Below are 13,019 nucleotides of genomic sequence, written 5' to 3'. Positions count from 1 at the left end.
GGCGGCGAAAGACACGCACAAGTGCTGTCATGGCGATGCATCACGACATGTATCGCTCCGGTCCAAGACCGACCTACACCCTGTTACTCACCCTATGTTGCGGATGACCCGATGACAAGCAGCCTCAAACAGCAGTGGTTCTCGAACCTCAGACCCGACATCCTGTCGGGACTCGTGGTGGCACTGGCCCTGATTCCCGAAGCGATCGCCTTCTCCATCATTGCCGGTGTCGACCCCAAGGTCGGCCTGTATGCCTCCTTCTCGATCGCGGTGGTCACGGCCATTGCGGGCGGTCGTCCGGGCATGATTTCAGCGGCAACCGGCGCAATGGCGCTGTTGATGGTCGATCTGGTCAAGGACCACGGCCTCGAATATCTGCTGGCCGCCACCATCCTGACGGGCGTGTTCCAGATCATCTTCGGCTATCTGAAGCTTGGCTCGCTGATGCGCTTCGTATCTCGTTCCGTCGTCACCGGCTTCGTGAATGCCCTGGCCATCCTGATCTTCATGGCTCAGTTGCCGGAGCTGACCAACGTCACCTGGCACGTCTATGCCATGACGGCTGCTGGCCTTGGTATCATCTATCTGCTGCCGCTGGTACCGAAGATTGGCAAGATCCTGCCGTCACCGCTGGTCTGCATCGTCGTGCTGACCCTCTTCGCGATGATCGTCGGTCTTGATATCCGTACCGTCGGTGACATGGGCGAACTGCCGGACAGCCTGCCGGTATTCCTGATTCCGGACATCCCCTTCAATCTTGAAACGCTGTGGATCATCCTGCCGTACTCGCTGCCGCTGGCGCTGGTCGGCCTGCTTGAATCCCTGATGACCGCCACACTGGTGGATGACCTGACCGACACGTACTCCGACAAGAACCGTGAGTGCAAGGGGCAGGGCGCCGCCAACTTCGTCACCGGTTTCTTCGGTGGCATGGCGGGTTGCGCGATGATCGGCCAGACGATGATCAACGTGAAATCCGGTGGACGTACGCGTCTCTCCACCATGGTGGCCGGTGTTGTGTTGCTGATCATGGTCGTGTTCCTCGGCCCGTGGGTGTCGCAGATTCCCATGGCCGCACTGGTCGCGGTGATGATCATGGTCTCCATCGGTACCTTCTCCTGGCAGTCGATCCGTGATCTCAAGAGTCACCCGATGTCCACCAACATCGTCATGCTGGCGACCGTGGCCGTCGTGGTCGCGACGCACAACCTGGCGATCGGAGTGCTGGTCGGCGTGCTGCTGTCGGCGCTGTTCTTCGCCAACCGAATCGGTCAGGTGCTGCATATCGGTAGCGACATGAATGCCGATGGCCGCACGCGTGAATACCGTATCGTGGGCCAGGTGTTCTTCGCCTCCAGCGAACAATTCACCGCCGGTTTCGACCTCAAGGAAACTGTCGAGAGCGTGGTGATTGACGTTAGCCGTGCGCACTTCTGGGACATCACTGCCATCGGTGCGCTGGATACCGTGGTGGTCAAGTTCCGTCGTGAAGGCACCGAGGTCGAGGTGCTCGGCCTCAACGAAGCCAGCGCCACGCTGGTAGATCGCTTCGCGGTGCACGACAAGCCGGATGCCGTCGAGAAACTGATGAGTCACTGATGCTCGTCAGTGACACTCATCAGGACATCCTGCGAGTGCTTTTCCGCAAGATATGAGGACAGCCCCTGAAAGACAGCGGTAATCCCCCACGGCGGGCAGTCAGGCAACTGGCTGCCCGCCGTGTTGCAGTGGTAGTCTGAAATCACACCAAGAAACGCTTTTCACCGGATGACGCCACGCCATCCGCCAAGACAAAGGAAGCATGCCATGAGCGAATCGTCTGCAGTCGCCTCGACAGACAGTGACAAGGTCACTGCCTGCATTGACGGCTCCGCCTTTGCCGTCCCCGTCTGTGATGCCGCCGTATGGGTCAGTCTGAAGCTCAAGGCACCGTTGAGCATCCTGCACGTGATTGACCGCCATGAAGTGGTCGGTGAGGCCACCATGGGTGATCTCTCCGGCAGCATCGGGCTTGGCGCGCGTGAACACCTGTTGGAAGAGCTCGCAAGTCTGGATGAGCAGCGGGGACGTATCGCCCAGGAGCAAGGCCGCCTGATGCTGGAGGCCGCCTGCGAGCGCGCCGCACAAGGGGGTGTCGAGTCGCCGCGTCCGCGTCAGCGCAATGGCGCGCTGGTCGAGACACTGACAGAGCTTGAAGACGAGATTCGCCTGCTGGTATTGGGCAAGCGTGGTGAGAGTGGTGATCAGGCCAGTGAGCATCTCGGTACCAATCTTGAGCGCGTGATTCGCAGCCTGCATCGTCCGGTGCTGGTAGTGCCCGGTGTCTTCACCGCGCCGACCAAGGTGCTGATCGCCTTTGATGGTAGTGCCACCATTCGTCGCGCTGTGCAGGTGCTGGCGGCCAGCCCGCTGCTGGAAGGCACAGAGCTGCATCTGGTGATGATAGGCGCGGATTCGGTCGAGAATCAGACACCGCTCAATGCCGCACGTGATGTGCTGCAGGCAGCGGGCTTTGACGTCAAGACGAGTCTCAAGGCCGGGCAGGTAGAAACCTGTCTGCGGGAATACTCCACCGAGTACGCCATCGACATGCAGGTGATGGGCGCCTACGGCCACTCGCGGATTCGCCAGTTGCTGGTCGGCAGCACCACCACCGACATGATTCGTCACGCCACCGTGCCGCTGCTTATCCTTCGTTAAGTACTAGACAATCAGCGCTAGCCACCCCATCAGGTGGATGTGGAAACACGCGCCGCAGGTGCCGCCAATCGTTGGCGTGCCTGCGGCGTTTTTCGTGGGGCAGGGTGTGTGTAAGCACATGCGCAATCAAGAAACTCTGCTCTGTAACGATAATTACCTCGCAGGTCGCGTTGCGCGGCCCGCAGGAATCTGGAACGCTGATGATGCACTCTATTGCGCGTCACTCGTCATATTGATGGGCAGCGCCTTTCATCAATCCAAGAAGAACAGTAAAAGGACATTCTCGATGACGATTCAACGCCATGACACCAAGCCACGCATGAGCCGCGCCGTGATCCACAACAACACCATCTACCTGTGTGGTCAGGTCGCTGGGCCAGAACACCGCTTTGAAACCATGACCGTCCAGGCAGAAAGCATGCTCTCTCGCGTAGACGCTTTGCTTGAAGAAGTCGGCAGCGACCGCGAGCATCTGCTTTCCGCCACCGTCTACCTCAAGACGATGGACGACTTCAGCACCTTCAACGCCGTCTGGGATAGCTGGGTACCACAAGGTCACGCCCCCGCCCGCGCCTGCGTACAAGCCCCCATGGCCAGCCCGGAACTGCTGTGTGAAATTACCGTGGTCGCCGCCGTTAAGTAACTCGCAGTATGGTTTTTCTAAGCCCTCCAGAGATTTCTCTGGCGGGTTTTTTTATTCTTGTTAACTTCTTTAAGTAGATTAAGATTTTCTATTTTAATGGAGCTTTTTTATGAGATTTGATTCTCTGAAGATATCTAATTGGAGATCTATCAAAGAGATAGATATCGAAGCGCAAGATTTAATGGTGATTATCGGAAGGAATAATCACGGTAAGTCAAATATACTATCTGCAATACTGTTTTTCTTCAGTCAATTAAAGCACCAGGATTTAGATTTTAATTGTGACTCTGAAATTTTGTTTGTTGAGATAGTTTTTAACGATTTGTCGGATGTAGAAAAAGCCAAGTTTACCAAGTATTTGACTTCTGATAATAAAATAACTGTGCGTAAGACTGCATACAAAGGAGGAAGTTTTGAATATAGAGGTTTTGTTGAAAAGTGTACTATAGAGTGGCTTAGAGAAGAGGAAGCTTCTAGTTATACAAAAAGAGAAAATGTTGAAGGTACGCCTTTAATAGATTTCTTACCTGCTCAAGGGCGGATTAATAAGCAAGATGTAGTGAATGCTCAAGCCTCGTATATTGAGGAGCATAGAGGGGAGCTAGAATTTATTTACCAAAAAGAAGAGACTGAATTCTTGGGCTTGAAGTCTGTTGCTGCAAGTAGTTTTGGAGAATTGTACTTCATACCCGCAGTAAAAGATGCTGTGTCTGATTTTAGCTCAAAAGAATCTAGTGTCTTTGGTAGGATTTATTCCGGTGTAATATCCTCTATGTCTGAAAGCAATCATGATTGGAGGTCGGCTAAAGAGAGGTTGGCTGAGTTGTTTTCAATTTTCAATTTAAATGATGATGGCGAGCATCATGAAAGAAGGCCTCAGGAAATAACTGATCTTGAACTTTCTCTTTCTCGTGAGCTTAGCGTCTGGGGCACAAAGATAGATATTGAAATAAAGGAGCCTGACATTGATAGTGTTATTAAGTCTAATACTCAGATCTGGATCGACGATGGTGTAAGAACGGATATAGTGAGAAAAGGTCATGGCCTTCAAAGAGCATTGACACTTGCGTTGGTACAAGTATTGGCCAAGCAGACTCCGGGAAGAATACATGCCGATGAAGATGTCAGAATATCAAATTCAAAATATTTTATATTTGAAGAGCCTGAGTTGTATTTACATCCGCAAGCACAAAGGCAGCTCTTTGATTCTTTTGTAAAGCTTTCGGATCTAGGTAGTCAAGTAATTATATGTACCCACTCAAGCGGTCTCATCGATTTGGAAAGGTATCGCTCTATATATATTGCTGATAAAAGTAATGATGAAGTAGGCACTGTTGTAAGGAAGTGTGCGGGTGATATATTTGAAGGTAATGAAAAAAGGGATTTCAATCTCACATATTGGATAAATCCGGATAGAAGTGAACTGTTTTTTGCCAAGAAAGTTATACTCTTAGAAGGCGCGACTGAAAAAGCGGTTATTCCTGCCTTAGCTAAAAGGCTTGATGTATTTAATTATGAGTATACCGCAATTGATTGTGGTTCGAAAAATAGTATTCCTCAATATATCAAGCTTTTAAACTGCTTCCTTATTCCATATGTTGCAGTATATGATTTAGATCATCAATTACACAAGGGTAGAGATGCTATAAATGCTGCTGACATTTCTACGCAAAAGATTTTGGATGCAATTGAAGATGAAGTGGGTTGTGGGTTAGTTCTTGTTAATGACATAGAGGAACAGTTAGGATTACCTCCTGGTACTGGTTCAAAACCCTATGAAGCACTAAATCATATTAACAATGAAGAATTTCAGATTTCTGTTCGTATGCTTGAAAAAATCACAAGCATTTATAGCTGATAAATTTAATATTTAAAATGGTTGTGTGTGATCTTTAATGTAGCCTCATACCGCACCCATTCCCGATAAAACCCGTCCAGTCTTTCTGTCTCGCTGAGGTGTGATGCCTTGGCGAGGCGTTCGCGTGCGTCCAGGGGCAGCATGGCGATGCGGGCGTCGAGGTCGTGAGCGTGACGGGGGTTGTGGTATTCGAGGTCCAGCCCGAGCGGGGCGGTGGCGAGGCCGACGAGCACATGGCCGTGGCGGTGGGCGATGGAGACGTAGAAGCCTTCAGGCAGCGCGGGGTGGTGGGGTGCCTGGCCACGCGGCGACCAGTCGGCAAGTGGTAGCGCAATACCCTGAGCCGCGGCGAGTTCACACAGCAGCACACGGGCGAGGTGGGATTCGGCTTCACGTTGCTGGCGGCGGCGGGCCTTAGCGGGCGATGGCCGGCTGACGGGCATTTGCGAAGATGATGCGTCAGTTGGCGGATGTGACTCAATGATGACCGTGTTATCCACAGCCGCTTGTCGCTCGCCCAATGATGGCGTGGCCGAGCGTTTGGGGGCAGCAGGCGGGATCAGCACACACGCCTCGGCCAGCCACAGGCGGGCTGGCCGAGAGGGTGAAGCTAACAGCACGCCACTCACCGCCAGCGAGGCGGCGAGTGCATGAGGGTCATGCGAGACAATCGTCTGCGCCGCGCCCAGCACCACGCAGCGAATCGCGGGGTGCGCGGTGCTGGGCGGCACGCTTGGCGAGTCAGCAGGCGTGTTCACGCGGCTTGTCGCCTGCCCATCATCCCGTTCATCGCCAGCGATCATCAGTTCTTGGGATGCAGGATCACCAGATCACCGCGCAGCGCGACACCAGAGACGATATTGCCCGAGTGGCATTCGTACTTCTCGGCACTGGAATAGGCCACGTTATCGTAATCGCTGCGAATGTTGATAACGGCATTGGCACCATACTCACGCGCTTTTTCCTGCAGTTCACGCAGCGCAGAGAGGAACACCCAGCGACAGGCTTCAGCATCGCTCTTGTTAGACGAGTTGGTCTTCGGATTCGCCCGCGCCCAACCACGCTTCTCGATACGCTCGTAGGGCTTTTTATCACCGAAGAAGAAGGCGACATCCTTGCCCAGCCGCTGGCTGGCCGCGGTGCTGGCCATTACCGGCATGATCGGCAGGAAGTGTTGCGTATCCCGCGCTGCCGCCGGTGCAGAGGCCAGCAGGCCTGCTGAACCGATCAGCATGACGGCGCTCAGCGCCAGCACACGGGCCGAGCGTACTGCGCGCGGGATGCGCGGCAGGGACGATAACTGCTGGCGAACGGATGACACCATCTGAATCTCCTCATGAAGCTATGAACGGTAGTGTGAGCGAAAGGCATGAATCGCGGACGGCTGTGGCGCAATGGCGATGCTTGTTACACCTTAGCCCATGCAGCGGGCGCGTATATTGCGCTAGAACTTGCTCGCTGCAAAGTCGTCCAGTCGCGACACTGTCTTGCGGCCTCAAACGCTGCTCAGTCGCCTTGCCAGCGACGCAGAATCAGCGAGGTGTTGATGCCACCGAAGGCGAAGTTGTTGCTCATCACGGTATCTGTCTCGATCTCGCGTCCACCGGCGCGCAGATAATCAAGCGCTGCGCAGTGTGGGTCCACGTTCTCCAGATTGGCGGTACCGTGGAACCAGCCCTCACGCATCATCTCGATGGCGACCCAGGCTTCAAGTGCGCCACACGCGCCCAGTGTATGGCCGGTGAAACTCTTGAAGGCGCTGATGGGCGTACGATCGCCGAATACGGCGTAGGTGGCGTGGCTCTCGGCGATATCACCACGCTCGGTGGCGGTGCCATGGGCGCTGACATAGCCGATATCAGAGGCCTCGACACCGGCATCTTCCAGCGCCATGCGCATGGCGGCTTCCATCATGTTGGCATCTGGCTGGGTAACGTGGCGACCATCGGAGTTGGTGCCAAAGCCGAGAATCTCGGCGTGAATGGTCGCGCCACGCGCCAGCGCGTGTTCAAGCTCTTCCAGTATCAGCGTGCCGGCGCCTTCGCCGATCACCAGCCCATCCCGCTCGGCATCGAAGGGGCGAGGTGAGCGCTCTGGATGGTCATTGCAGGTGCTGGTCGCGAAGAGGGTGTCGAACACGGCGGCATCCGCGGCGGATAGCTCCTCGCAGCCACCGGCCACCATCGCGGTCTGGCGACCGAAGCGGATGGCCTCATAGGCATAGCCGATGCCCTGGCTGCCGGAAGTGCAGGCGCTGGAGGTGGTGTGGATCCGCCCCTTGATACCCAGGAAGACGCCGATATTGACCGGCGCGGTGTGCGCCATCATGCGGATATAGGAGTTGGCGTTCAGGCCGTCAGTGGAGTGGTTGATCAGCATGTTGCCGAAGTCCGCCACTGCGGCTGGCTCACCGGCGGAGGCTCCATAGGCGATGCCCATCTGGCCGCTTTCCTTGAGCGCGCTGTCGAGCAGGCCCGCCGCCTCAAGCGCCAATTCGCTGGAACGCGTCGCCAGCTGTGCGACGCGCCCCATGCTGCGCAGTGCGCGGCGGTTGTAATGCGTGGGGAGCGTGAAGTCGTTGACGGGCGCGCCGAGACGCGTGTTGAGGCCGTCGTACTTGTCCCACTCCTCGATATAACGAATGCCGGTCTGGCCCGCCTTGAGATTGGCGCGCAGCGTCGGCCAGTCATTGCCGATCGGCGAGAAGCCGTGCATGCCGGTGACGACGACACGGTGGCCGCGCAGGGAGGATGTCGTTGTCATCAGAACATGCCTCCATTGACGGCGATGGTCTGGCGCGTGATGTAGCCAGCATCCTTCGAGCACAGGAAGGCCACGGTGGCGGCGACTTCTTCCGCCTCACCGGCGCGGCGCATGGGAATCATCTTCAGCGCCTCTTCCATCTCGACGCCGTCAGTCATCTCGGTATTGATCACGCCTGGCGCAACCGCGTTGACGGTGATACGGCGCTTGGCCAGCTCTACCGCCAGTGCCTTGACGGCACCGATCAGCCCCGCCTTGGCGGCGGAATAGTTGACCTGGCCCCGGTTGCCCATCATGCCGGAGACGGACGACATCACGATGATGCGGCCCGGCTTGCGGCGGCGCACCAGCGGCATCGCCAGTGGCTTGACCACGTTATAGAAGCCGTCAAGGTTGGTGCGAATCACGCTGTCCCAGTCTTCATCGGTCAGCGCGGGAAAGGCATTGTCAGCATGAATGCCGGCGTTGCAGATCACACCGTAATAGCAGCCATACGTCTCGATGTCGGTTTCGAGCGCCAGCTTGGCTGCGGCACGGTCGGCGACGTCAAAGCACAGGATGCGCGATTCGCCGCCCAGCGTGGTGATCTCGCGGGCGACCGCTTCGGCAGCGTCACGGCGTGAGCGGCAGTGCAGCACGAGGTTGTAGCCGTCGCGGGCGAGACGCAGTGCGATAGCGCGGCCGATGCCGCGGCTGGAGCCGGTGACCAGAATCCACTCGCGGCTGTGGATGTCAGGGGTAGTCTCGGGGCCGCTGTCAGAGGTGGCGTCAGTACGCACGTCAGCATGCACGTCAGAAGAGGGAATGGCAGACATCAGGGATTACCTTGCAATGAGGCACCGGCAGCATCCTGCTGTCCGGGTGAGGAAAGTGGGGCGTTGGAATCGGTGTTGGCTGAACTGTCAGCAGGGCTATCGATAGCGTCGCTTGGCTCGAAGACATTCACTCCGGCGCTGGCGACGCGGGTGCCGCTGTCATCACTGATATGTGCCGTGAAGGCGCCCAGACCGTTAGTGGCGCGATAGTCGAGCTGCACATGAATCTGCCAGCGATGCGCGCATCGAAAGGCAGCAATTTCGCTTTCAAACCGGCGACTGCCGAGCAGAAAGCCGATACGTGGCAGCTGCCCGCTACGCGCGGCCTGCAGGCCAGACCACGCCGCGATGGCCTGCGCCATCCACTCAAGTCCCACCCAGGCGGGAATCACGGGCTGCTCATTGGCGTCCGGTTCGGCGAACAGATCATCCGCGGTGGGGCAGACCTCGGCGATCAGCGAGGTGGCATCGCAGGCCAGTATGCGATCCAGCAGGCACATGCCCGCCTCGTGTGGCACATAGGGGCCGATGTCACAGGGCAGGGTCGGCCAGCAATCCGAGGGCGATGTCAGCATGCGGAAGGCTCCTTGGTCAGCTCGGCAGACGGCTCCTTGGTCAGCTCGGCAGATGGCTCCGTAGACCGTTCTGTCGAGGCTGGGTGGCGTTCCAGCACCAGCGAGATATTGTTGCCGCCGAAGGCGAAGGCATTGCTCATCACCCGCAGCGGCGGGGTCTCGGGGCGATCACGATAGACGATGTTGAGCGCGGCCAGCTCGGGATCAAGCGCATCCCGCGGCGTGGCATGTGGCGGCAGGCGGCCGTGTTGCAGCGTCAACCAGCAGAAGGCGGCTTCCAGCGCACCACAGGCACCCAGGGTGTGGCCGGTCAATGCCTTGGTCGAGCTGACGGCGGGCATCAGCGTGTGGGCGTCATCTGTGCTTTCTGCGCCTTCGGCGTCTTGGGAAAACAAGCGGCTGATGGCCAGGCTCTCCATCGCATCGTTGAGCGGCGTGGCCGTGCCGTGCAGATTGATGTAGTCGATCTCGCTCGGCGAGCGCCGCGCATTGACGAGTGCAGCCCGCATCGCGGCCTCGGCACCGCTGCCATTGGGGCAGGGCGCGGAGATGTGATGGGCATCGCTGGATTCGCCTACGCCGGTCAGCTGTATGCCACCGGATTCCCGCGTGACCACGAACAGCACTGCCGCCTCGCCGAGATTGATGCCATCGCGCGCCGCGCCCAGTGGTAGGCATTCGCGGCGGCTGACGGCTTCCAGACTCATGAAGCCCTTGACGGTCATGTAACACAGGCTATCCGCCCCTCCGGCAATCACCGCATCACACTGACCAGATGCAAGGAGACGTCGTGCGCTGGCGAGCGCCTTGGCACTGGAAGTGCAGGCAGTGGAGAGGGTGTAGACCGGCCCGGCTGCGCCACTCAACCAGGCGACACACTCGGCGGGCGCGCCCAGTTCCTGACGACGATATTCAAAGCTCGTCGGCCAGCTATCAGCGCTGTCTGTCCCCTGCGCCACGCCGGCGCGGTGTGCCTCCATCGCGGCTTCCGTTTCGCCGATGCCGGAGGTACTGGTGCCGAGCACCACGCCGATGCGCTCTGGCGCGATGCCCTGCACACGCAGGGCTTCAAGCTCTGGTGTCAGCTGCTCCAATGCCGTTGCCAACAGTCGATTGTTGCGCGAGCGCATCGGCGCAGGCCATTCGCCGTCATCTACCAGTTGCGTGGTGACACGCCCCAGCGGTAGCGGTGTACCGGGACTGAAATCATCACTGATACGCAGGCCACGGCTAGCGCTGAACAGGGCACTGGAAATCAGCCCATGATCAGCGCCTAGCGGACAGACGATGCCGGGGCGTGACAGACGGCAGGCGGAGCTTGAGCCTGAGGCACCAACGCCCAGGTCAGCCGTTGAGGTCGCCGTCGAGCCAGCAGCCGAGGATGAAGCGATATCAGTCATGCGTAGACGGTTCCAGTGAGGCTAGTTCAAGAGAATCAGTGTTGAAGTGAAGCGCCGACTCACGCGATGAGGTGCGGGTCGCAGCCGTCGGAGGCGGCGCATCTGCAGATGCTAGCGGCGTCAGGACAAGTACCATGTCTGCCGCCATGTCTCGCAACGAGACGCGGCCCTGTGCGTCACGATCCAGCTCGGCGATGACCTCATTTCCCTGCCGGATGATGCGCTGCGCGGGCTGATTCGGATGCTGCCAGTCGCCGGTCTGTACCAGCTGCCAGTCAGTGCCCATGAAGGCCTTGTCGATGGCAGCTTGCGGCCAATGCACCCAGCTGATGCGCCTCGCGAGCCAGTCAGCGGTGAAGGGCAGCTTTTCCAGTACATCGGGGCGCGCATTCTCGAAGCGGCTGCCGTCCTTGTCATGCACCAGCGTCAGCAGGCGCTGGCCCTGCACGCTGAGCAGCACCAGGCGCATGGCCTCCGGCGATTGGCGTAGTACCCCGAGCAGTGGCGGCAGGCGATCGGCTGATTCAGCAGCCTTGTCGCCATCGCTGCCAACATCACGTTCAGCACGACTCTGTGCAGTATCATTACGTTCAATTTGCAGGCTCAGACGTTGTGTCGTCGTCTCTTGCAGGCTGGAGAGCGCCGGCATCGGGCTTTGCGCGCTCAGCGGTTGTGGGGCGAACAGGCTGCATCCGCTCAGCAATAGACTGGCAGCTAGTCCCAGGCCAGCGGCGAGCAGCGGTCGGCAGTGTGCACGCAATTTACAGACAATGCCTGACAAGTGAGTTGATGCATCGTTGGCGTAGGAGGGCAGTGAGTTCATGACGATATTTTACCTTTTCTGGCCGCCGACTGCCGTGTGTCATGCGCACTGGCAGAGAGCGTGGCCAGGGCGGTGAGACGACGATGGCTGGCACTGACGAAGGGGTTCTGTTCATCCCAGGCGTAACCGGCGAGCACGGCGCTGATCATCTGGCGAATACGCAGATGGGGATCAGGATGATAGATGATCTCGGGCAGGCGTCCGTCATACCAGGCAGTGACGAATTCACGGAATACGTTGATGCCACGGCGCAAGGGTTGCTCGAACTCAGTGGCCCAATCCGGACGTTGGCCTTCATCGGTACAGGCCAGTTCGCGCTCGACCAGCGGCATCGCACGCAGCGCTGATTCCAGCGCGATGGTGACGCCGGAGGAGAATACCGGGTCGAGAAACTCCCCCGCGTTGCCGAGTAGTGCATAGCCTGGCCCATGCAGACGACTGACATCAGCGCTGTAGCCGCCGAGCGATTGCACGGCATTGGCTGGCGTGGCATCACGCAGCAGCTCGTTCAGACGCGGTTCTTCATTGACCCACTGCCAGAGACGCTGCTGTTTGTTCAGGGAATTTTCTGAATCATCGCCGGTTGCCTCGATCAGCTCGCGCGGGCCAACGACGCCCAGCGAGGCGCGGCCATTGGCAAAGGGAATCAGCCAATACCAGACATCCGGGTGCACCGGATGCGAGGCGATCAGGATGTTGTCGCGATGATAGCCTTCGGCAGGCGGCGTGAGGCCTGCGATGCCGTCATGGACATGCCCGAACAGCGCGACGCGTGGCTCCAGACGTGGGTCACGTTCGAGGGATTCGAGGCGCGCCAGTACGCGACCATAACCGCTGGCATCCAGCACGAAGGCGGCTTCCAGCTCACGGCCATCGTCAAGCGTGAGGCGTGGGCCATCATTGCCCTTGGCGGCGCAAAAGCCGTTGACGGTCACCCCGAATTCGACCTTGGCACCGTATTCGCGCGCACCTTCGATCAGGCGCTGATCGAAGTCAGCACGCTCGATTTGCCAGGTGGTGCCCGGCCCGTCACTGAACTTGTCGCGGAAATCGATGTGACGATGTTCGCCACGCCGCGTGAAGGCAGCGCCAGTCTTGGGCTGGTAGCCACCTGCCGCGGCGTAAGGCATCAGTCCACAGGCGGTGAGATGTTGCATGCAGCGTGGCAGCAGGCTCTCGCCAATCGAGAAGCGCGGGAAGTGGCTGCGTTCCAGCACGCGCACCGCATGGCCAGCACGTGCCAGCCAGGCTGCCGCTGCAGCGCCGGCCGGGCCTGCGCCGATGATGATGACCTCTTTCTCTGCGCGTGTGTTCACACCCTTGTGCGAGTCGTTGGCCGTGTCCATGGCGTCGTCCCCTGTCGTTATCGCGTTCGTTATCGTTATGGTGTGCGAGTTGCGGGTTTTGCGGGTCTTGCGGGTCTCGTGGAGAGTGCGCGCAAT

12 protein-coding genes are annotated in these 13,019 nt (G+C 58.4%); 4 read left to right on the top strand and 8 right to left on the bottom strand.

Annotated features, from left to right (window positions below):
• The first annotated feature begins 111 nt into the window (after positions 1–111).
• The 4 genes from GQR90_RS13690 (at position 112) to GQR90_RS13675 (ending at position 5,201) form a co-directional block, all read left to right on the top strand.
• The gene (locus tag GQR90_RS13690) at positions 112–1,599 is read left to right on the top strand and encodes a SulP family inorganic anion transporter (protein WP_158774597.1); all 1,488 of its coding nucleotides are present in this window, start codon (positions 112–114) and stop codon (positions 1,597–1,599) included.
• Positions 1,600–1,806: 207 nt separating this feature from the next.
• Positions 1,807–2,700, top strand: coding sequence for a universal stress protein (locus tag GQR90_RS13685; protein WP_158774596.1), 894 nt, complete (start codon positions 1,807–1,809; stop codon positions 2,698–2,700).
• A 286-nt stretch (positions 2,701–2,986) separates the two neighbouring features.
• Complete coding sequence (locus GQR90_RS13680; protein ID WP_158774595.1) at positions 2,987–3,343, top strand: RidA family protein; 357 nt, start codon at positions 2,987–2,989, stop codon at positions 3,341–3,343.
• A gap of 109 nt (positions 3,344–3,452) precedes the next feature.
• On the top strand, positions 3,453–5,201 hold the full coding sequence (locus GQR90_RS13675) for an ATP-dependent nuclease (protein ID WP_158774594.1): 1,749 nt from the start codon (positions 3,453–3,455) through the stop codon (positions 5,199–5,201).
• Between the two features lie 5 nt (positions 5,202–5,206).
• Here GQR90_RS13675 and GQR90_RS13670 read toward each other — a convergent pair whose 3' ends face one another.
• From GQR90_RS13670 to GQR90_RS13635, 8 genes are all read right to left on the bottom strand, one after another.
• Positions 5,207–5,959, bottom strand: coding sequence for a 4'-phosphopantetheinyl transferase family protein (locus GQR90_RS13670; protein ID WP_158774593.1), 753 nt, complete (start codon positions 5,957–5,959; stop codon positions 5,207–5,209).
• A 44-nt stretch (positions 5,960–6,003) separates the two neighbouring features.
• Positions 6,004–6,525 carry a heavy metal-binding domain-containing protein gene (locus tag GQR90_RS13665; RefSeq protein WP_158774592.1) on the bottom strand — a complete coding sequence of 174 codons (522 nt, stop codon included), beginning with the start codon at positions 6,523–6,525 and terminating at the stop codon, positions 6,004–6,006.
• 182 nt (positions 6,526–6,707) lie between these two features.
• Positions 6,708–7,964: a beta-ketoacyl-ACP synthase gene (locus GQR90_RS13660; protein ID WP_158774591.1), complete on the bottom strand. Its 1,257-nt coding sequence runs from the start codon at positions 7,962–7,964 to the stop codon at positions 6,708–6,710.
• Positions 7,964–8,779 (bottom strand): 3-oxoacyl-ACP reductase FabG, encoded by an 816-nt coding sequence (gene fabG / locus GQR90_RS13655; protein WP_158774590.1) that lies wholly within the window; start codon positions 8,777–8,779, stop codon positions 7,964–7,966. Before fabG ends, GQR90_RS13660 begins: the two co-directional genes overlap by 1 nt.
• Entirely contained in the window at positions 8,779–9,354 is a 576-nt protein-coding gene (locus GQR90_RS13650; protein WP_199269433.1) for an ApeP family dehydratase, read from the bottom strand. Before GQR90_RS13650 ends, fabG begins: the two co-directional genes overlap by 1 nt.
• A complete protein-coding gene (locus GQR90_RS13645; RefSeq protein WP_158774589.1) occupies positions 9,348–10,754 on the bottom strand; it encodes a beta-ketoacyl-ACP synthase in 1,407 nt (468 codons plus the stop codon). The genes GQR90_RS13650 and GQR90_RS13645 overlap by 7 nt, the downstream gene beginning before the upstream one ends.
• Positions 10,747–11,577 carry a DUF3261 domain-containing protein gene (locus tag GQR90_RS13640; RefSeq protein WP_158774588.1) on the bottom strand — a complete coding sequence of 277 codons (831 nt, stop codon included), beginning with the start codon at positions 11,575–11,577 and terminating at the stop codon, positions 10,747–10,749. The genes GQR90_RS13645 and GQR90_RS13640 overlap by 8 nt, the downstream gene beginning before the upstream one ends.
• Positions 11,574–12,923, bottom strand: a complete 1,350-nt coding sequence (locus tag GQR90_RS13635) for an NAD(P)/FAD-dependent oxidoreductase (protein WP_158774587.1) — start codon at positions 12,921–12,923, stop codon at positions 11,574–11,576. Before GQR90_RS13635 ends, GQR90_RS13640 begins: the two co-directional genes overlap by 4 nt.
• Between the last annotated feature and the right edge of the window lie 96 nt (positions 12,924–13,019).

The sequence above is a fragment of the Cobetia sp. L2A1 genome, from assembly GCF_009796845.1.
Taxonomy (GTDB): Bacteria; Pseudomonadota; Gammaproteobacteria; order Pseudomonadales; family Halomonadaceae; genus Cobetia.
This window is presented reverse-complemented; position numbering and strand designations above follow the sequence as displayed.

Coding starts and splice junctions, on each gene's coding strand:
- GQR90_RS13690 (WP_158774597.1), top strand. CDS start 112: ATGACAAGCAGCCTCAAACAGCAGTGGTTCTCGAACCTCAGACCCGAC.
- GQR90_RS13685 (WP_158774596.1), top strand. CDS start 1,807: ATGAGCGAATCGTCTGCAGTCGCCTCGACAGACAGTGACAAGGTCACT.
- GQR90_RS13680 (WP_158774595.1), top strand. CDS start 2,987: ATGACGATTCAACGCCATGACACCAAGCCACGCATGAGCCGCGCCGTG.
- GQR90_RS13675 (WP_158774594.1), top strand. CDS start 3,453: ATGAGATTTGATTCTCTGAAGATATCTAATTGGAGATCTATCAAAGAG.
- GQR90_RS13665 (WP_158774592.1), bottom strand. CDS start 6,525: ATGGTGTCATCCGTTCGCCAGCAGTTATCGTCCCTGCCGCGCATCCCG.
- GQR90_RS13660 (WP_158774591.1), bottom strand. CDS start 7,964: ATGACAACGACATCCTCCCTGCGCGGCCACCGTGTCGTCGTCACCGGC.
- fabG (WP_158774590.1), bottom strand. CDS start 8,779: ATGTCTGCCATTCCCTCTTCTGACGTGCATGCTGACGTGCGTACTGAC.
- GQR90_RS13650 (WP_199269433.1), bottom strand. CDS start 9,354: ATGCTGACATCGCCCTCGGATTGCTGGCCGACCCTGCCCTGTGACATC.
- GQR90_RS13645 (WP_158774589.1), bottom strand. CDS start 10,754: ATGACTGATATCGCTTCATCCTCGGCTGCTGGCTCGACGGCGACCTCA.
- GQR90_RS13640 (WP_158774588.1), bottom strand. CDS start 11,577: ATGAACTCACTGCCCTCCTACGCCAACGATGCATCAACTCACTTGTCA.
- GQR90_RS13635 (WP_158774587.1), bottom strand. CDS start 12,923: ATGGACACGGCCAACGACTCGCACAAGGGTGTGAACACACGCGCAGAG.